General features: G+C 49.1%; 17 protein-coding genes. 3 read left to right on the plus strand and 14 right to left on the minus strand.

The window, feature by feature from the left end; all coding sequences use genetic code 11:
- Positions 1 to 322 precede the first annotated feature (322 nt).
- Positions 323 to 772, plus strand: coding sequence for a transcriptional regulator (locus J4645_RS14450; protein WP_001601508.1), 450 nt, complete (start codon positions 323 to 325; stop codon positions 770 to 772).
- A 99-nt stretch (positions 773 to 871) separates the two neighbouring features.
- Here J4645_RS14450 and J4645_RS14455 read toward each other — a convergent pair whose 3' ends face one another.
- From J4645_RS14455 to J4645_RS14510, 12 genes are all read right to left on the minus strand, one after another.
- On the minus strand, positions 872 to 1,159 hold the full coding sequence (locus J4645_RS14455; RefSeq protein ID WP_000839834.1) for a hypothetical protein: 288 nt from the start codon (positions 1,157 to 1,159) through the stop codon (positions 872 to 874).
- Positions 1,160 to 1,197: 38 nt separating this feature from the next.
- A complete protein-coding gene (locus J4645_RS14460) occupies positions 1,198 to 2,043 on the minus strand; it encodes a DsbA family protein (protein WP_000291397.1) in 846 nt (281 codons plus the stop codon).
- 64 nt (positions 2,044 to 2,107) lie between these two features.
- A complete protein-coding gene (gene bcfG / locus J4645_RS14465; protein ID WP_001135032.1) occupies positions 2,108 to 2,839 on the minus strand; it encodes a fimbrial chaperone BcfG in 732 nt (243 codons plus the stop codon).
- Positions 2,805 to 3,323: a fimbrial protein BcfF gene (locus J4645_RS14470; protein ID WP_001243232.1), complete on the minus strand. Its 519-nt coding sequence runs from the start codon at positions 3,321 to 3,323 to the stop codon at positions 2,805 to 2,807. The genes bcfG and J4645_RS14470 overlap by 35 nt, the downstream gene beginning before the upstream one ends.
- Before the next feature lie 15 nt (positions 3,324 to 3,338).
- Positions 3,339 to 3,884, minus strand: a complete 546-nt coding sequence (locus J4645_RS14475) for a fimbrial protein BcfE (RefSeq protein WP_001082038.1) — start codon at positions 3,882 to 3,884, stop codon at positions 3,339 to 3,341.
- Positions 3,885 to 4,892, minus strand: a complete 1,008-nt coding sequence (locus J4645_RS14480; RefSeq protein ID WP_000701256.1) for a fimbrial protein BcfD — start codon at positions 4,890 to 4,892, stop codon at positions 3,885 to 3,887.
- Positions 4,893 to 7,514: a fimbrial usher BcfC gene (gene bcfC / locus J4645_RS14485; protein ID WP_023214718.1), complete on the minus strand. Its 2,622-nt coding sequence runs from the start codon at positions 7,512 to 7,514 to the stop codon at positions 4,893 to 4,895.
- Positions 7,515 to 7,518: 4 nt separating this feature from the next.
- Entirely contained in the window at positions 7,519 to 8,205 is a 687-nt protein-coding gene (bcfB, locus tag J4645_RS14490; protein ID WP_000742551.1) for a fimbrial biogenesis chaperone BcfB, read from the minus strand.
- A gap of 100 nt (positions 8,206 to 8,305) precedes the next feature.
- Positions 8,306 to 8,848 carry a fimbrial protein BcfA gene (locus J4645_RS14495; protein ID WP_000743357.1) on the minus strand — a complete coding sequence of 181 codons (543 nt, stop codon included), beginning with the start codon at positions 8,846 to 8,848 and terminating at the stop codon, positions 8,306 to 8,308.
- Between the two features lie 430 nt (positions 8,849 to 9,278).
- On the minus strand, positions 9,279 to 9,974 hold the full coding sequence (locus tag J4645_RS14500; protein ID WP_000980522.1) for a winged helix-turn-helix transcriptional regulator: 696 nt from the start codon (positions 9,972 to 9,974) through the stop codon (positions 9,279 to 9,281).
- A gap of 288 nt (positions 9,975 to 10,262) precedes the next feature.
- Complete coding sequence (locus tag J4645_RS14505) at positions 10,263 to 13,259, minus strand: hypothetical protein (protein ID WP_023214717.1); 2,997 nt, start codon at positions 13,257 to 13,259, stop codon at positions 10,263 to 10,265.
- 92 nt (positions 13,260 to 13,351) lie between these two features.
- Positions 13,352 to 15,451 carry a glycosyl hydrolase family 18 protein gene (locus J4645_RS14510; RefSeq protein WP_023214716.1) on the minus strand — a complete coding sequence of 700 codons (2,100 nt, stop codon included), beginning with the start codon at positions 15,449 to 15,451 and terminating at the stop codon, positions 13,352 to 13,354.
- Between the two features lie 380 nt (positions 15,452 to 15,831).
- On the opposite strand from J4645_RS14510, the gene J4645_RS14515 reads away from it, so the two are divergent.
- Together J4645_RS14515 and J4645_RS14520 are read left to right on the plus strand one after the other, a co-directional pair.
- Positions 15,832 to 16,275: a transcriptional regulator gene (locus tag J4645_RS14515; RefSeq protein WP_000860681.1), complete on the plus strand. Its 444-nt coding sequence runs from the start codon at positions 15,832 to 15,834 to the stop codon at positions 16,273 to 16,275.
- Between the two features lie 16 nt (positions 16,276 to 16,291).
- On the plus strand, positions 16,292 to 16,825 hold the full coding sequence (locus J4645_RS14520; protein WP_001068134.1) for a glycoside hydrolase family 108 protein: 534 nt from the start codon (positions 16,292 to 16,294) through the stop codon (positions 16,823 to 16,825).
- 60 nt (positions 16,826 to 16,885) lie between these two features.
- Here the strand turns inward: J4645_RS14520 and J4645_RS14525 are convergent, their stop codons facing one another.
- Both J4645_RS14525 and J4645_RS14530 read right to left on the minus strand, forming a co-directional pair.
- A complete protein-coding gene (locus J4645_RS14525; protein ID WP_000026889.1) occupies positions 16,886 to 17,230 on the minus strand; it encodes a phage holin family protein in 345 nt (114 codons plus the stop codon).
- A 126-nt stretch (positions 17,231 to 17,356) separates the two neighbouring features.
- Positions 17,357 to 18,304, minus strand: coding sequence for a LysR family transcriptional regulator (locus J4645_RS14530; RefSeq protein WP_023214715.1), 948 nt, complete (start codon positions 18,302 to 18,304; stop codon positions 17,357 to 17,359).
- Positions 18,305 to 18,334: the final 30 nt, after the last annotated feature.

Genomic DNA, 18,334 nt, shown 5'->3' on the forward strand with positions numbered 1-18,334 from the left:
GATTAACCTTGCACCACACTTATTTCAATAAGTAAATCATTTCCTCTACCTGTTTGTTATTAAATTATAGTTTTATTGATATCATTTCAGCCTGCATGAAATAAAAACACATGATACTATTTTATAAAAAACATCAAAAACATCTGGCACACTTTATAAAAAAGTAAAAAAGCATAATGTTATCCTGTTTAATCACAAATGATTCTCTTATTTCTTTGAGATTCTCTACGCTTATCCGTGCTGATGCAAGAAGTACTTTACCGCCAGTGAACACACTGACAGTGTGAAACTTACCTTATGAATATCAAAATGGAGTGAATTCATGAGACAATACTCTATTAATAACGAATTTATTTATAATGAGTCGTTAAGAGAAATAATATCATTACATGATAAAAAAGTGCTAAAGATGACGTTAATGCGTGCGCGCTGCTTAAGCTATCTTATTGAAAACGCCTACAGGAAGTTGATTACGCGAGAAATGATTTCACACGCAGTTTGGGGAGAGCGAAGTCAATTTGTTAGCGATGCTAATTTGACGCAACTTCTTTATCTGCTGCGACGAGATTTACAACAAATCGGGCTTTTCGAACTGTTCGTTACGCTCCCCAGGCAGGGAATAAAAATCGATGAAAGATTTATCATTGACGCTGCTGACATACCGCCACAAGCTATTCAACATCATACTCACCGATGTAATAAAATTATATCTATTGGTATTCCCACTCTTTTTTTATTGATCGTACTTTTCTTTTTAGCGCCGTTTATCTGAAGATAAAGTCTGTAGACCGTGTCCCGGGAAGGTGAGAACATTTTTCATAATATCCTCACACGACACTGACGGGACACCATCTGCGGTCTGCTACGCGGTTCAGTCATAGACAATGCGTAGCACTGTTAATTGCTTATCTTCATCCAAATAATCTCGTTTTACCGTTGCATGAGGAGACGATATCGGCGTGATAATATTCTCGACAATAATATAACGTTCAACTCCCTGTTTATTATGGCATTGAATTTCTAAGGTTCCCACGTCATTCCAGCAACCTGCCTCAACAACCGATCCCATAAAATGAATCTGAGCGGTCGGTTTCGCTGTCCCTTCATGAACGATAAAGGAAAGTAAAATCACCGGTATGACGCAACGCATAGACTTCATTTTACTTTCACTCCTGTGCGTTCTCCTCTGAGCGAATATCACCCCTTCGCTTTCTGAATTGCCATTTGCAACATATCCTGAGTCGTGCTTCCCGGGATCACGGTCACCCGTTTTACATCACCGTTTTGCGTCTGAGGCATGACGACAAAAGCAGGCGTGCCGCTAAAATCCATATGCTGCGCCAGTGCCTGGTTAGTGAGGAGCGCATCATGTACTGCACCGCTGCTTTGCGCTTCTTTTACGGCGGCCAACTGCGTCGGCGTTAGATAATGTTGCGCCAGGGTATAGACATCGTGTTCCGTTAACGCGCCTTCCACCTTCCCTGTGGCATAAAGCGCATTATGCCAGTCGAGATATTTCGCCCCGCCCTGGGTAAGCCATACCTGTTCGCCGACTCTGGCCGCCAGTCCGGATACCGGCCAGCGGGAGGAAAAAATAGGAAACTCTTTGAAAATAAACCGGGTATCCGGGTTCGCCTTAATCAGGTTTTCGACCACAGGCGCCATTTTGCTACACCACGAGCACTGGTAATCAAAGAACATCACCACCACCGCTTTTGCCTCGTTGGGCCCAACGGAAGGACTGCTGCTACTGAGCAACTCAGCACGATACTGTAATGCCAGTTGAACATATGCCTGTTGTTGCGCAATCTGCTGACGCTGATGCAATGTCTCGCTGGCGGCGACCAAAAATTCCGGATGTTCGGCCAAATACGTTGCCACCACCTCTCCCACTTTATCCGGATGACTGACGATGTAGGCTTCCGCCGTCGGACCAATTTGCGACGTCGGGGCAGAATCGGCGGCGATTGCCGAGGCGGATACGGCAACGCCTGCCAACGTCAACATCGCCAGTCGGGAAAGTTTTAACGCGTGATAATACATAATAAAAGTCTCGTTCGATAAGATCGGAAAGCCTCCCGCTATCGGGAGACGCCTGAAAAATAGGTTAATGAATACGCGTCAGATCCACGGTTTGCGCTGGCATTACCCGCCCATAGTCATTAATACTTTGCCAGCGCACAGTGCAGCGAACCGTGTGCCGGCACCAGTCCGTTTGACGCGTTGCAAAGGGAGCCACGACCCCGGCGTTGTCCTGGGCGCGCTCGTTAGCGCGTAATAAAAAGAGCGTAACGTAATAGGGTGTCGGATTGCGTACCGTCGCGCCATCAGGGGTAAGCAACCAGATCAGATGCCGGTAGGCCTGCTGCGGATTGCCGGCGAGTCCCTCAGGGCGATAGAGCAATTTTAAAGCCGAACGAAACGCCATTTGTACACGGTTCGCCTCCGGTTTACCGGAGGGAATGGCGGCGATACTCAAGGTAAACAGACTTTCCCTGTCGGCGGGTAGCGGTCCGCCGGTATAAACCACCCGCATTGAGTTTTCCTGGCGCGCTGAAAGCATAAATAATGGCGGCGTGACCACGAAGGGCGTGATATTCCCTTCGTTTTTGGTTCCTGGCCAGCGGCCACCAGGTAAAATATGCGTATCAATTAACCAGGACGCTTCTGAATGGTTACTTACCGGTACGCTTAATGCCGGGGCGCCCGCATGATAGATAAAGCGAGTACCGCCAATCACCACGCCAGCCTGCGCCCATGATATGGGAAGCAAGCACCAATATATCGCGCAGCGTAAAAAGAACTTATTCATAGGCAAGAATGAAGGTTGCGGAGGCATTGGCGTCCCCGGGCGTTACCGCGCCGCCATCAGCAAGATAACGCGCATAAAATTGCAGATGCGCCGACGCCTGGCCCGGACTGAGCGTCACCACATCACTCTCCTGCCCCAGTGGGATTAAGGTTTTATTTTGATCATAAAGCGCAATCCCAATGCCTGAAGCGTCGCTTTCCCCTGCGGTAAGCGCCAATAAATCCGTATTACGGCTGTCCGCCGCACCGCTAAAACTGACCGTTACGCCGCTGGCAGTGCTGCCGCAGTTTTGTAAATCGATAGCAAAAGGTTGCCATGCAGAACCGTCGCCTGCGCGATAAAACTGCCGTTGAGAAACCGCTCCCATCGCCACGTTAATATTTTCCGAGCCTGGAGAGAGCGAACACGTATTGTCCGTGATGGTTCCGGAGACATAGACCCGGCCATCGTGCGCCTGGACGCCGGATGCCGCCAGCAGCATCCCGATGCCGTACAGGATATCGTTACGCATAATTACGATGGCTCCTCATTCATACTGCATATCGAAATACATGACCGCCGTCGCGTTCCCGGACGTGACCGTCGGCCGGGTCGATTTATAGCGAATATAAAAAGACAGCGTGTTGCGTCCGGCTTTCAACGGATAGACCACCGAGTCGGCATTATTGATACTGATGGTATCCTGATCATCATTCAGAATTTCCACCCCAACCCCGCTTGCTAACATGTTTCCGCTTCCCATTCCGGTATCGGTTATCGCCAGTAGCGCGGGATTGTCCGGATCGGGTTCGCCGGTAAACCAGATCTTCGCCCCGGCAATTCCTCGGGAACAATTCTTGAGGTTGATATTAAAGGGCTTAAATTTTGTCGTTGTTCCTGTCGAAGGAAAATCGCCAACTGCAAACTGCCCTAAATCAATACTTTGACTGAGACTGGAAATATCTATGTCGCAGGTTTGCGCCACAATAGTGCCGGTAAATTCGAGGTTGTAAGCGAGGTCGTCAGCGCTGGCATTGATTTGTGGACACAGCATCAGTCCCATGGCAAAAAGAGCGCAGTGTGATCTGTTCATTTAGTCAAAGTCCACTCGCAGGCTGGCCAGCGCGGTAAACGCCCCTTCCGCTGGCGTTTCGCCTGTTGTACTTACCGGGTAGGCCTGCAATGTGATGTTAGCGCGTCCGGCGCTATCGGTGATAAAAGGCGCGACGCTCTGTGCATCATTGGGGATAAGCGCGTTTCCTTCATCGGTTTCGACCACTACGCCGACATCCGCATTATCCGAAGCGATAGCCTGGGGAACGTGGCTATCCGGCGTAGCGATAAGGCGCATTGTTAAATTGACCTGCGAATCCAGGCCGCTGCACTTTACCGGTACGCTAAATTTTTTCGCTCGTACCCCCTCCGGCTTTTGGCCTGCATGGTTGAAATTGCCACTGTACAATGCGCCGAAATTCACCAGAATCGTTTGTCCGGCGTTGATTTCGCAGCTTTGCGGTACGGTCACCGTTCCACTATAAAGAATGCTGTACACGACATCTGTCAGCGGATCGCCTGCGGCGGTCATGACATAAACATTGAACATAGTCTTAGGACTAATATTCACCGTGCCGACGAACGGTTTAACAATTTTGAGCTGAAACTCCAGATTTGAGTCACGAACGTAAAACGGTTGACCCGCTTTCACATTTTCATCATATCCCATCAGGACATTGTTCATTGGCGGATAGATATCGCCCGCCGAAGAATCCTCAATTCGCATTCCGCCTTCAAGATAGTCCGGGTCCAGCTTTAAATATTTCCAGTTACCGCTCGTTTCTACGATCGGATATGGCGACACATAGGAGCGATAAGTCTGGCTATTGGTCGCCGCGCCGGCGGGACACACCGCCTGTACATTAACTTCCTGGCTTTTTTCCAGTTGAACCGTCTTTCCCACCTGGTTTTGTTCTGCCGTCAGAGTGGTCGTTAAATCGTAATTAATACTGGAAGGTACACCGTTAACGTTTTTACACACGTCTGCGAATGCGTACTGCGATACGACACTTCCCACCAGCAGAGCAAATAAAAGAGGTATTTTCATTTAATGACACTCCGCATGTTGTCGACTCAGAATCTGACGGGAGGAAGAGAGATGATAGGACGCGACACACTGTTGATCCGGCAGGTTCCCCCAGCGAACGTGCAGAATGCCTTGCGCTGACAACCCGGAAAGATAGACTTCCCCGGCCTCGTCAACAATCGCCTCCGCATGACGATCATTCACCGTCACCGTTGCGCCAAAGGGTACAGGCTTACCGTTATGATTCAGCGTTACCAGGGCACGCGCGCCGACTCGCGCTTTAAAGCGGGCCAGAACCAGCGCGCCTTCGGTCGGCACAACGCGAGTCACCGCGTCATCAATATCGACATCATCAGCCATCGCGTTAACGTCCAGCGCCATACGGTTTTGGCGATATGTTGTCGCATACGGCACCACCGCATAGCCACGCGCGTCCGTATGAATACCCGGCTGGTCGACAACGCCGACGTTGGCTGCGCCCGGCGCGGCAATCAAAATATTGGTATTGCCCAGCGGCTGGCTTAGCGTCACTCCATGCGCGTGCGCCACCAGGCCGCCGCTCAGGCCATAATTCACCTGCTGGTAATCGCCGTTATCGCTAACGTTATAGCCAATGTTGGCGTTGCCTTTCGCCCCATCGTATTCCAGGCTGGCGGAGCCGCTTTCGCCAATACCGTGATTCTGATAACCTTGCTGTATGTTGTAACTAAGATTGTTTTCGTCCAGCAGTGTGCCGCTAAGGCCCGCATTCTGCGTAACGTTATGCTGTTTATCCGTACTGGTGCTAAAGGTAGCGTAAACATTGTGATGGCGCGTAACCTCATCATCGTGTTGCAGCCATTGACTTAGCGGCACCGAGATATTCAGCGCGAAAATTTGATCGCGCTCCGCATCGCCTGCGGATTTGTTATTGTTATAAGAAACACTCCATGCAATACCCGCCAGCGTATCGCTGTATCCCACCTGCAACAAAGAATCCTTTTCATCAGTGTGCCAGTAACTTTGTTGACTGCCGGTAATAAAAAGCGATCCCAACCCGCCTAGCTGTTGATTGATATCGAGTTGTACTTTCCCCCTTCTGGTATAATAAAGATTGTAATAATCCGCCCATTCCGGCCTGCTTTTATCGCTGTCAGTCCGACTGTCATCGTCATAGCCGCTCATCCGTTTCCACGTGGTATCATCCAGCGTATAAAAGCCCGAGGTTGAATAGCGATAGCCCATAAGCTGTAAATTGGTTCCTGACTGTGCAAGCGATTTGGCATACAGGAAACGCAGCGATTGCCCCTGGTAGGTGTTATTATCCGCCAGCGTACTGGTAGCCTGGGTGACATCCAGCGACACCGCGCCCCAGTCGCCCAGATTTGCGCCGCTGCCGATCGCCAGCGCGTGATAATGACTGGAAAGTTGTGTTCCGCCATACAGCGTAAAACCATGCGGTAACCCCCATATCAAGGTCGCCTGACTGAATTTCACCTTCTCTTTTTGACTACTATCGCTGCGATACTCCGCCACCGTCGCCGCATACTTCAGCCGCCCTTCTCGTTGTAGAATCGGCACGGCGGAATAGGGCACGTTATAGCGATTAATAGAACCGTCAGACTCTTTGACTTCCACAGTCAAATCGCCGCTGGCGGCGGTGGGATAGAGATCATTAATAGTAAATGCCCCGGGCGGCACATAGCGCTGATTGATGATGTAGCCGTTTTGCCGAATGGTCACTTGCGCGTTGCTTCTGGCAATCCCGTGAATGGTCGGCGCGAAGCCCTTCATGCTGTCTGGCAACATATTGTCGTCAGACGCCAGTTGTAGCCCGCGAAAAGGAAGGCTATCGAATAATGCGGAGGGGGTATAACTATCGCCTGCCGTCAGTTCTCCCTGCAAAAAGACCACATCACGTTCCAGATAAGTACTGATGTGCTGCCAGTCGCTGTCGCTATTCTGATCGCCGCTATTCGCGTTCCATGTGGAGTAGTCGCGTAACCGCCAGGCCCCCAGATTAAGGCCGCTATTCAACCCAAGAAAATAGCTGTTCTCCGCACTGCCGCCTGGGCTCCGATCCTGACTATTCGCGCCGGTAAAGGTGTAATTCAATAACAACGCGTTAATACCTTCATCCCAGTATTGCGGTGGGATATAGCCTCTGGCGCTGGCAACCATCGCCGCCTGCGGGATGCTAATGTCGAGACGTTGCTGCGCAAAATCAAAGCGGGTCCGGGCGGCCGGTATCGCACTGGCGAGATCCGGGCAACTTCCCGCCGCCGCCTTCGCCAACAGTGGAAACGCCCCGGTGTTTACCCCCATATTTTTAAGCATTTCAGGCGTCAGGCAGGCGCGTAATCCGCTGTCATCGGTGGGCGCGCTTTTTGCCGTCGTTTTCACCGCCTGGAAGGCAATGTCTCTGGTCGCGAGAAACGTATTGTTCAGGTAAACGTCAACGCGATACATCCCCGCCGCCTGGGCATTACGGGAAAAGGTCGATAAGTCGGCCACCGCAGACGGGTCGTCAGACAGAAATGCCGGGTTGAAATAGTTTTCCGCCCACCCCGGCGCAGGCGCCAATGCGATAGCCAACGCCAGCGGGGTTAATACGGGTTTAGCTACGCTGGAGTAATATCGCGTCATGAAAAGCTGATTACGCATAACATCATGAAGCTGGACAAACGCGTGCTGGCGTCGTTGCGCCAAAATCGTTTACCGTGCGCAAAGATACCTGGCCGGGCGTCGCCGGGAGAGTGATCGCGCCTTTCGGCGGTACCATAGTATTCGGCAGTTTTTTCCCCGCGCTGTACAGTTCAACCATCGAAACGTAGTACGGCGAAGGGTTAGTAATCGTTAGCTGGCCGCGCTCGTTACGGCAGCGAAGCGTCGACGGGGCATGAGCTGGCGCCTCCGCCAGATTTTTCGGGCGGATAAATAGCTTAATCACGCTTTGCGTCGCAATTTGCAGGGAGTTGCCGGTCAATTTATTTTTATCGACAGAGGGTATCGCTTTACTGTTTAAATAAAATACGCTTTCGCGATCGGTCGGTAATGACGGCCCGACATACATAATACGTAATATATTTTCTTTTTTAGGCTGGATCACAAAGAGAGGCGGCGTAATGATAAAATCCGTCGAGCGTGAACCATCGGCATTGGCGACCCATGACTGAATTAAAAAAACATTGCTGGCAGAAGAATTAATAATCGGCAAGGAGGTTTGCTTACTTCCCTGCGGATAAATCACCCTGGTCGCGCCCAGCGCAATGCCTCCCGCCTGCGCGGCAAACGACAGGCCGGCCGCCGACAGCAGTAGCAATAATCGAAGGAAAATCGGTACGTTTTTTTTCATCTGCGTAATATCCTGATGCCGTCGGTTTGTTACGCGCAGTGACGCGCGTAACGCCCCTTTCTCGCCTCCCAACAGACGAGAAAAAAATCCCGATAAGGAATCAGGAATAAACCATGCTAAATGTCGCCGTCGCGGTAACATTACCGGCAGTCGCCGTACCGGTAGCGATATAATCCACGCTAAGCGGAATAACGTTTTCGCCATCGTTCAAGGTAACAGTACTGGACGATTCACCGATATTCAGCGCCTGGCCATCTGGTCCATAAAGTTGTAATGCCACATTCGTCGCCGAACCTGCCCCAGCGGTATTCGCCAGTGAACCCGGCTGGTTTGCGTCCTGCTGGCCATTAAAAATCACCGCCGCATTCTGGCTGGTCTGAGTATCGCAGTCTTCCAGTTTAATGGTGAAATCTTCTTTTTGATTCGCCACCATACCGGCCTCGGTTAATTTACTGGCGCGAACCTGGCCTAATGTCACGGTCTGATCGACAGAGTCAGCGGAAACAGAACAGGCGGCGTCAACGACCTGTCCGACAAAATTTACCGTACCGCCAGTGACGGTTGTAGTATCCGCTTGCGCGGTGGACAACATTCCGCCAAAGGCAATTGCAGAGACCATTAATGCTAGTACAGGCTTTTTCATTCAAGCTCCTTTTAAATATAAAAATGAGGGTAATCAGATTTTTTTAACGAAACGGCTGCTGATATTTTTTCACAGCAATATCACGACTTTTTCTTATGCGAAAAAAAGTGTCTTCTTGTTCTGATATAAATGTCAGAAGCAATAAAACAGCCACTCAACGTCGTGAGTTAATCTTTACGTTATAATGAGATAACGATGTTATTAATTATTAGCAAGCCAACGGCAAGTTGCAATCATCGACATTTGGTTTTATAGGACTAAGCATAACTTATTGTTTTATATTAACTTTACACCAGTCGTTCGGCCTATCTCCTTTAGCAGTATTGACTTTTTAAAAATAGCCTTCATAACAACCTTCAATAAAACATTCTATTAACGATAACAGGCAAATTCAGTCGAGATATGTAAATATATCGTTGCATATAGTACATTAATACGCCACTGGCAGTTTTCCGAGCGCCGTCAGCCGCCCATTATCAATATGGATATACCCGCCTTTTTTTAGTTCAGACAGAATCTTCATGGTCCGACTGCGCGATATCCCGGTACGTCGTTGAATAAAATTCAACACGATAATGCTTTCCCGGTAGGCCTGTGGATAAGCCCAGATTTCAGTCAGCAGCGCCCGAACTTTCAGATAAGAATCGACGCCGACTAATTCACGATCGCGCGCGCTCATCACCATCAGACGGTAAGCCAGACAACGGGCCACGTCGTGCCATAAATCGCATTCATCGGCGATTTTTATAAAATCCGGCAGGCGAACAAATCTACCGGTACAAACCGTTTCTGCGAGCAAAAAGTGTTCCGGTCGCGCGGGGACATTATAGGTAGCGCCATAGCTGTCAACCATACCCACGACCGATGGCGCAAACGATGAAGATATATGGAGTCGTTTGTCATTATGACAGAAAGAAACAACGCCAGACTCCAGTAATACAATGTAGTGTTCATCATTTGCCTGTAAATAAAACTCATCGCCGATACCCAGCGTAAACGGTTGACCAAATGGCAACAATGCCGAAAATAAGGCATCAATCGCCGCGTGAGGTTTAGCCTGCTGAGAAAAAAGAAAAGAGTGTAATGAATTCTCATTATTATCTTTAGCAAAAGCGTCGTTCATCATTTTTTCATTAACGGTTATCTACTCAATGTAGCGCCACAGTATAACCTCTCAAAAAGTACTTAAATTAATAATAAATAACATCGCTATGCAGTATTTCTGTATTCACAAGGCACTAATACGCAATATTTTTAAGATTAAGACAATTCTTAATACAAAATGATTACAGAAAATTAATAACGAATTACGCATAAAGAATGAGAGGTCAGGGGGCGCAAGAAAAGAGATTCGAAAGAACGCGCCTTCGAATCTCAAACTAATAGTCCAGATTAATGCAAATAAGCAGTGATATTATCTGAAATAGCGTGGAGCAGCATAATACTCTACCATTTTATCCGCCAGCCAGCCGCCGTCTTCACCGTTAGAATGGATTGTCGTAATACTGATAGTAGAACCACCGCCCCATAAGATCGAAAAGACGTTAAAGTCCGGTAGGTTCAGCGCCTGCATCTGGCCCCAGTCATACCCTTTATCTTTACGTAAAAAGTCGCCGACGGTCGGGACGCCGTAAGTCGCGCTATTTAAGGCCGTATTGAGTAGCTGCAAAGAGAGCGTGTCAGGATCGCTGCCAATGCGGGCGTCCCCCATAAAAAAGGTTCCGCCGGATGCAAAGTGCGCAGCGCTGATTTTACTGACGCCCTCTTCTACTGTAGGCATATGGCCGCCAGGGATTTGCCACAGCATGGCGGGCGTCAGCAGCGCTTTAGTCACCTGTTTGACCATCGCCAGGTAATTAAGCCAGCATGTCGCATTCCAGCCATAGTGGGCAAGCGCATCAGGACTGAAACAGTCACGCTCAAATTTATCAAACGCAATAAAGTCCGGCGCATATTCTCCGCTATAAACGCCCAGTTCATGAATAAATTCGGCGATCGCCTGCCCTTCAGCTACCGGATCAGCGGTATCGCGCAGCACCCAGTCCGCCGTTCCTGTCGCCCAGACATTCGTCTGCCAGCCAAAAGCCACATCCGGGGCAAACTGACGAACAAGATAGTTCACCGCCTGAATATAGCCGTAGAGATCGTCGCTAAACGTCGGCAACGAAGGCGCGATAAAGCCAGCCATCGCCGGTAATGCTTGTATCGCCGCCGCCAGTTGGGTATTCACCGGCACGCTGTTTTTTTGCCGTACTACGGTATAGCCATACGGTCCTTGCTGTAGCGCCCCCAGAAAATCCGGGTTAAGCACAAAGGTGGCCGGGACAGGATGCGTCTCATCTTTGTATGACTGCGCCGCCAGACACTGGGTAATAAAGTTACCAAAATGGTTACGTAGCTTTTGCGCATCCTGTAAATCCGCCAGGGCGCTACCGCCGCTGGCATTCGCGGTATAAATAACCATTACCGGCATGACGCTACGCCCGGCTTCTTTTTCTATCTGGCGCACCAGCGCAACGGTTTTATGGATCGGTAACGTCGCGTAATCCAGAAAACCATCCCCGTTCACGTCAACCTCCGCGGCCGGAACCGGATCGCCGCCGCCGTCAAAACCATCGTATTTAAACAACGCGCTAAACGGTATATCACGATAAAGAGAAACCGTCTCTGGCGCGTTAACCGTCACGCCGCCATGAGCAAGGTAATCAGGCCAACCTTTTACCTGTAGCGTCACGCCGGGCAGAAACTCCAGCGCCACATGGTTGACCTTTTGCAACAACCGTAGCGGCCCGGCCTGTTCACAACGCCACGGCACGCTGTCGATGAAAATATCGTCCGTCTGAACATCATACAGCCCGGGCGCAAAGCGTAATGCCAACGTCTGCCGATCGCTACCGCTCTCCAGTATTAATGAGTATTGATATTTACCGCTGCTGAACAGATAACGCTGCGGCGCGACGCCATCGGGCAGGCCCAGTAGAGTGGCATCCACCGTCACGAAACTCGCCGTGTCGATCGCTGCCTGCAGGTAAGCGACAGCAACCTCGGCAACCTGCGCCGCGGCAGGGATAAAACCCGTAAGCTGTATGGGTGCCGATATAAAGCGGTTATTAATCATCGCAGGCTGCAGATTGACCGTATAATGATGCCCCGCCAGTAGCCGGGTGATTAACTGCGGTTGGTTGGCGATAAGCGTGACGGTACGCTCATCCGCTTGCGTAGCATCGGCGATCTCAACGGTCAATTTCGCATTACCAAGCGCAGGGGCGTCAATCATCAGACGCGCGCTGGCATAACGGACAATCGGCAGACAGGATACCTGGACCTGCGCGGCGGCATCGCCGGTTTGCAGCGTAACGGTAAAAGAGGACTCGACTGGCGCGATTTGCATCTCATCATTCGCCAGTACCGGTACGGTAAGCCGATACGTTCCTGCGCTAAGATCGCCTATTGTCAGCACCTCTCCCCACTCACCGACAAAGCGCCGGGTTTCGCCGGCAGGAAACAGCAGCTCAATCGCCGGTTTAAGCGCCACGGTCTGCGTCATGGCAGGAAAATGAACGCAAATTTTTCCCTGACGGGCAGGGTCATGGGCCAACGTCACGCTCAAATCGCTGATGGCAACTGGCGTCTGCGTGGCGGCCAGATAGCACTGTAATTCGGCGGTATCCCCCGCCGCCAGCATCAGCGCGCCGTCATGATTAATGGTGATGGTATTCTTCTCGATGGGCCATCCCCCATCGCTGGCCAGCGTCACGGCCTGATTCCCCAGCATTGTTCCCTGAAACGGACTGTAGGGGTCGGGGTGCGCGCTGGCCGTAAAATTCAGTTGAAGCTGATTGAGATCTACCGCCTGGGCGTAGAGGTTGGTCAGCGTAAAGGTGACGCGTTGATACCAACTCGCGGTATTCAACTCGCTAACGTTAAGCGTAAGGCCGCGTTCCTGAAGGTCGTTATCCTTTTCCGGCGCATCGGGTTCGGCGGGGTGTTCATCTGCGGCGGGTATCGCTGGCGTCTCCTCATCGGATAAGGTTTCAGACTCTGTGTCTTCGGATGACGATGACGCCAGCATCAAGGTGATGGTGGACATTTTTACCGGCACCTGTGTCGCCGCGAGGCTGAAAGAGAGCGTCCCGCGTTCGCCCGGCTGAAGAAGTAATGCATCGCTGTTATTAATGATGATGTTGTTAGTTTCCAGCGTGCCATACGAACTATCGTTCAACGTAAGCGGCAGGTTCCCTTTGAGCGTACCGCCGCTATTTCCCCATGGATCGATGTGCCCGGAGGCCGTGAACGATATTGCGGCATGGTTCATATCGACCGCATTACCGCTCTCATTAATAAAGGTTAAGGTGATTTTTTGATACCAGCTGTTGACGTCAAATTCGCTGGCATGGATGGAAATGGTCATGGTCTACTCTTCCTCTGTCCCTGGTGGAGAAAAGCCCCGGTAAACCGGGGCTTGAATCATGAAGCCCAATACATCGTGCTTAATGCCGTGTATTAGTAAGCGCCAAGATCGGTCCATGCACCGCCGACACCGCAGTTCAGGTCAGGCTGGTTGCCCATAGACCACCATTTCACCTGATAGTTATGGCCTTTCCAGCTAACGATTTCGAAAGAACCCCAGTTTGCGCCATAAACGGTCAAAGCATCCCACTGTGCGTAAGGTGACGTTTTGTCATCTGCTGGCGTATCATCCTCAGCTGGCGTGGTATCTTCTTCCTCGTCCGGTACAGGAACGATAATCTCTTCTTCCTCTTCCGGTTCCGGTTGAACCTGAGATAGCGCAGGCACAGCCGTCAGAACAAAGCGCTGTTGAGAGGACGGTTCGTTGTAGCAGTCGCGTACAAACAGGGTGAACTGAAAGGCTGTTTTTTCGCTAACTTCCGGTACCACAACCTCAATGATTTCTGCCGTTTTGTCTGCCACAGCGATTTGAGAAGGCACGCCCCAGCTAAAGGACAACTCATCACTATCTTCATCAGAAGAACCTGCGCCAGACAGCTGTACCGTAGATCCGCCTACGACCAGCAGTTCAATCGCCGCTTTCGGCGCGTGGTTGACTTTCTGCGCGTCGTCGCTATCGCCCTGTTCTTCACCATTTTCTACATTGATACCTTCGAAGTAGAACGGTTCCATATCGATAACTTCAGATTCGATTTCATAACCCAGACCTTCACGCACGGCGTTAACCAGCACGCCGTTGTCCTGATCGATAGTCCAGGTAAACACGCCGCCCAGGCCCAGTTTCGCTGCATATTCGCCTTTTGCTTTGACAGTACGCGGCGTATCCAGGGATAAAAACAGTTTGGATTCCGGGCTATACAGGTAGTCAGCGTCAGCGACCTGGTCGGTGTAAACGTTGAAACCGTTACGACCTTTCTGGTTTTCCAGATCCAGGTAGCTATAAATGACGTCATACCATTCGCTGGTGCCGGATTCGAAAGAACCTGTAGTGTCACCTGTTCCCGGGTTATAAGAACCTTTCAGCGGCGACAGGGATTCAATTTCTACCTGACGAGCGTTACGGGTATAGCCGGCATAACCGATGTTGATACGGTCAGCGGAGAAACCTTCCGCCAGTAGGTGATCAACGATGGTTTCGACAGCCCAGCCACCCTCTTCCAGCGCTTTGCGGTTGGTGTGGTGGCCCAGCGTTTCCGCCCACGGCGTACCGAAGAAATCATAGGTCATCAGGTTGATGCCATACAGGCCGGCAGCCAGCAGATCTTTTACTTTAGCGTGATCAAAAATCGTGGTCACTGCGGAAGCAGCGATAGAGATCTTCACATTGCTCAGACCAGCGGAATCCAGCTGTTTACGCAGTTCGGCAATCAGCAGCGCGTAGTTAGCGCCATCTTCCGGACCAAACGGGTTGCCCGCCCCTTCATCGTTCGGGTATTCCCAGTCAATATCCACTTCGCTGAACATCGGGAACTGTTTGAACAGTTTCACCACGCCTTTGGCGAAGATTTTACGAGAAGAGTCAGAAGCGGCGGTTTCGTGGAACCCGTTACTCATGCTCCAGCCGCCGATACTCATGGAGAGCGCCAGCGTGTGACCTGCGGCTTTCGCTTTTGCCTGCATATCACGCAGCGCACCCAGCATACCTTTGGCGTTAGCCTGGGTCACGGTTTTCGGATCAACATCCCAGCCGCTGGTTTCAAAACCCAGGTTGATATAAGACTGGAAATCGCCCCACGGATCGAGGAAGGTCGGCTCATATTTCACTTTGCCGCACTGTGCTGCCGCTTCTGCTACGACATCGCGGTTTTCTTTATCAATTTTTCTGAAACCGGTGATGCCAACAAAGCCGAAAATCAGTTTGTCATAAGCCGTCGGTGAAACGTTGGTTAAATCATAACCACGGCCCGGTTGGGACATATTGCCTTGCAGACGGCTGTCATACTGTGACCAGTCGGTGTAATAACCGAATACCTTCGGTTTAGTCGTGGAATTTTTATATTTATTATATACCGGTTTCGCAACACGAGCGGAAGTATAGCTTATTTTATCATCGCTTGTTGCAGGGTCAAAACCATTCGCTGCATGGGTAGTTTCAGTAATTGTATCGCCTTGAATCAGTTTGCTTGTAGCCATTTTCAAATTTCCTTTTACGTTTCAAAATTGTCACAGCTCGTTCTGCGGGGTCCATAATCGTTACAGGCATAAAAAATAGCTAATCACAAAACATCATCTTTTTAGATGATATAAAAATCATAAAAATGAGGTTAACAACACCGTCTACCGAAGAGAAAACAACACCTCTCAGCGCCCGCTTAGTCCGTTCTGGTGAGAACATAGTAAATATCATTTATCATGTAATTAAATATCATTTAATTACAATGAAATAATGTGATTACACTCGCTATAGACAATGACAATACAATAAAACCAGTGACATTTATTGGATTAAGACATTTCTCATACAATATAGTCACCACAGACAACCAGGATGTACATTTCTAAAGGAAGACGTTATGAAAACTTATATCATTAATAGCAACTGCATTTACAATGAAGGTAAATATGAACTGAGGACGGTCTCAAATTCACAGGTTATTAAAATGACTGCGATGAGAGCCAAATGTCTCAGTTTCATCATCGAGAATGCTCATCTGGAGATTATCGAGCGACAAAAAATAACCACCGCGTTATGGGGAAGTCGAAGCCACTATGTTAATGATGCAAATCTAACGCAGATTCTCTATTTAATCAGACGTGACCTTAAAGCGCTTGGTATTAACGATCTTTTTATTACCATTCCAAGACAAGGCCTCAAAGTTAATAGTGATATCGCCATTATCGCGACGGATAGCGAAACAAAGGGAAGAAAAAAACAGATTGTACGGCAAACCATCGCTGCCCTGACGACCGTATTTTCAGTAACGTTAGGTTCTCTCATGTATCTGCATATTCACTAAGCGAAGGAAAGGGAAGATGAATCCAATTATAGATGGAATTATTGCGCTTGAAGGCGGTTACGTATTTAACCCTAAAGATAAAGGCGGCGCCACCCATTGGGGCATTACCGAAGCCACGGCGCGAGCGCATGGCTACGCTGGCGATATGCGGGATCTGACCCGCGCTGAAGCCTACGCGATTCTCGAAGAGGATTACTGGATAAAACCAGGCTTTGATGTCATCTCGACGCTATCGTGGCCAGTCTCCTTCGAGCTGTGCGATGCGGCAGTCAACATAGGCGCTTACCACCCCAGCGCGTGGCTGCAACGCTGGTTGAACGTCTTTAATCACGAAGGTAAACGCTACCCGGATATTCATGTGGATGGCAATATTGGCCCGCGGACGCTTGCCGCTCTCGAACATTATTTGGCCTGGCGAGGCCAGGAAGGGGAAGCCGTTTTGGTGAAAGCCCTCAATTGCAGTCAGGGCACGTACTACTTAAACGTTGCTGAAAAAAACCACAATAACGAACAATTTATTTATGGCTGGATCAAGAATAGAGTGACCTAGACCCGGCTGAAAAAAGACGCGTAAAAGGCTCACGGATGAGCCTGATACTGCGAATGATAATTAATCTGAATTATTTCCTTCGATAATTTTTTTAATCCGCCGCCCAAGAATTTTTAAGATCGGACTCGCGAAAACACCGCCTAAGCCTGCCGCCAACAGAACAATGTTGAAACTGCATTCTTTTTCGATTGCAATCGCGCTTAACAAGAAACTGGTGAAGCAGGAAATCACGATCTGCGTTAAGCAATATTTTATACTTTCATGAGAACTATTATATTCTGTCTTATCTTTGCGTAAAAGATAGCTGACAAAGCCTCCCCACGCGCCAATCGAAATAATAGTGAGTAAGATCTCTAGCTCCAATAGCACAACTTCCGTTGTCGACACATGGTTGGGAATAGACATTTTAACACTCCGAAATCATTATAAATGAATAATTAACACAAGGAGTGTAAGCGCCCTGTCAGGCGGGTGAAAATCAAAGCACATCATTTAAAACCATATTAAATCAAAGCGTAAAAATGAGGTGTATTAGCGACGGAAGGAGGAAAGCGTTTGTAACATACTTACCATCTCATTAATCGTCGATATATTTCTACTATTTTTATTCCAGGATGCATAGACCTGAACTGACTTCAAAGCCAGTTCGGGCGGAGGCTGAATAAATTTAATGTCATATTTACGATGGTTTTTATAAAAAAGCGCTAATTTCAAAGGCATCAATGCAATCAATGAGGTTCGTTCGATCATGCTCATCAAACCGTTAAGCGAATCACTGCGATAGCCGACAATACGCCTGCCAGTATAGTAAAGCTCATCCTTAAATAACTCGCTATCATGATATATCACTGAAGCCCCCATCCCCGGCTGATATAACGCATGACGCGAAGAATAAAAATGATGTAGCGATAGCTGTGAGAGGGTACTCAGCATGTGTTTACTGCTACAGATACAAACAAATGATTTAAAACTATCAATAATTTGATTCTCTATGCCGGACTCCAGCAAAGGTTCGGCACCAATCAACAGATCGCCTTGCGCAGTAAACAGAAGTTCGCTGGTATGCTCCCGATTCATATTTCTGACAGAGAAATGATTTATCAAAATACGGTCAAAAATATCGCTGTTATAGAGCTGAGAAAGATAATAGCTTTCAACAATATCACTGCCTAATAACGTTATCTGGAACGCTTCATCTTTTTTGCTATTACAGAGAAATGTGTCATCCACCAGTTTCATCACCTGACTGAAATTTTGGTGAATGTCGACAGCCTTAGCTGTGGGGATGAGCCCGCCTTTCCCTCTGCTAAACAGTTCTTCCGGGTAATAACTCTGCAGGCGCTTTAACGCCATAGAGACGGCAGCCGGTGTAATGCCTAGCTTTTTTGCCGCCATAGCCGCATTTCCTGACAAAATAACAGCGTCAAGAATTTTGATTAAATTATAATCAAAGCTCTTGTTGGCACCTTTCGATCCCATTCGCTGTCTGCCTCCGGAAACTAAAAAAAG

This window comes from Salmonella sp. 32082101201600294FB01SM01 (genome assembly GCF_017572865.1).
Classification (GTDB): Bacteria; Pseudomonadota; Gammaproteobacteria; order Enterobacterales; family Enterobacteriaceae; genus Salmonella; species Salmonella enterica.

Bases quoted from the DNA above. Each gene is read 5' to 3' on its own strand.
- J4645_RS14500 (WP_000980522.1), bottom strand. From the start codon at position 9,974: ATGATGAACGACGCTTTTGCTAAAGATAATAATGAGAATTCATTACAC.
- J4645_RS14460 (WP_000291397.1), bottom strand. From the start codon at position 2,043: ATGTATTATCACGCGTTAAAACTTTCCCGACTGGCGATGTTGACGTTG.
- J4645_RS14480 (WP_000701256.1), bottom strand. From the start codon at position 4,892: ATGAAAATACCTCTTTTATTTGCTCTGCTGGTGGGAAGTGTCGTATCG.
- bcfG (WP_001135032.1), bottom strand. From the start codon at position 2,839: ATGCCTCCGCAACCTTCATTCTTGCCTATGAATAAGTTCTTTTTACGC.
- J4645_RS14515 (WP_000860681.1), top strand. From the start codon at position 15,832: ATGAAAACTTATATCATTAATAGCAACTGCATTTACAATGAAGGTAAA.
- J4645_RS14495 (WP_000743357.1), bottom strand. From the start codon at position 8,848: ATGAAAAAGCCTGTACTAGCATTAATGGTCTCTGCAATTGCCTTTGGC.
- J4645_RS14475 (WP_001082038.1), bottom strand. From the start codon at position 3,884: ATGAACAGATCACACTGCGCTCTTTTTGCCATGGGACTGATGCTGTGT.
- J4645_RS14470 (WP_001243232.1), bottom strand. From the start codon at position 3,323: ATGCGTAACGATATCCTGTACGGCATCGGGATGCTGCTGGCGGCATCC.
- J4645_RS14510 (WP_023214716.1), bottom strand. From the start codon at position 15,451: ATGGCTACAAGCAAACTGATTCAAGGCGATACAATTACTGAAACTACC.
- bcfC (WP_023214718.1), bottom strand. From the start codon at position 7,514: ATGCGTAATCAGCTTTTCATGACGCGATATTACTCCAGCGTAGCTAAA.
- J4645_RS14525 (WP_000026889.1), bottom strand. From the start codon at position 17,230: ATGTCTATTCCCAACCATGTGTCGACAACGGAAGTTGTGCTATTGGAG.
- J4645_RS14505 (WP_023214717.1), bottom strand. From the start codon at position 13,259: ATGACCATTTCCATCCATGCCAGCGAATTTGACGTCAACAGCTGGTAT.
- J4645_RS14455 (WP_000839834.1), bottom strand. From the start codon at position 1,159: ATGAAGTCTATGCGTTGCGTCATACCGGTGATTTTACTTTCCTTTATC.
- bcfB (WP_000742551.1), bottom strand. From the start codon at position 8,205: ATGAAAAAAAACGTACCGATTTTCCTTCGATTATTGCTACTGCTGTCG.
- J4645_RS14450 (WP_001601508.1), top strand. From the start codon at position 323: ATGAGACAATACTCTATTAATAACGAATTTATTTATAATGAGTCGTTA.
- J4645_RS14530 (WP_023214715.1), bottom strand. From the start codon at position 18,304: ATGGGATCGAAAGGTGCCAACAAGAGCTTTGATTATAATTTAATCAAA.
- J4645_RS14520 (WP_001068134.1), top strand. From the start codon at position 16,292: ATGAATCCAATTATAGATGGAATTATTGCGCTTGAAGGCGGTTACGTA.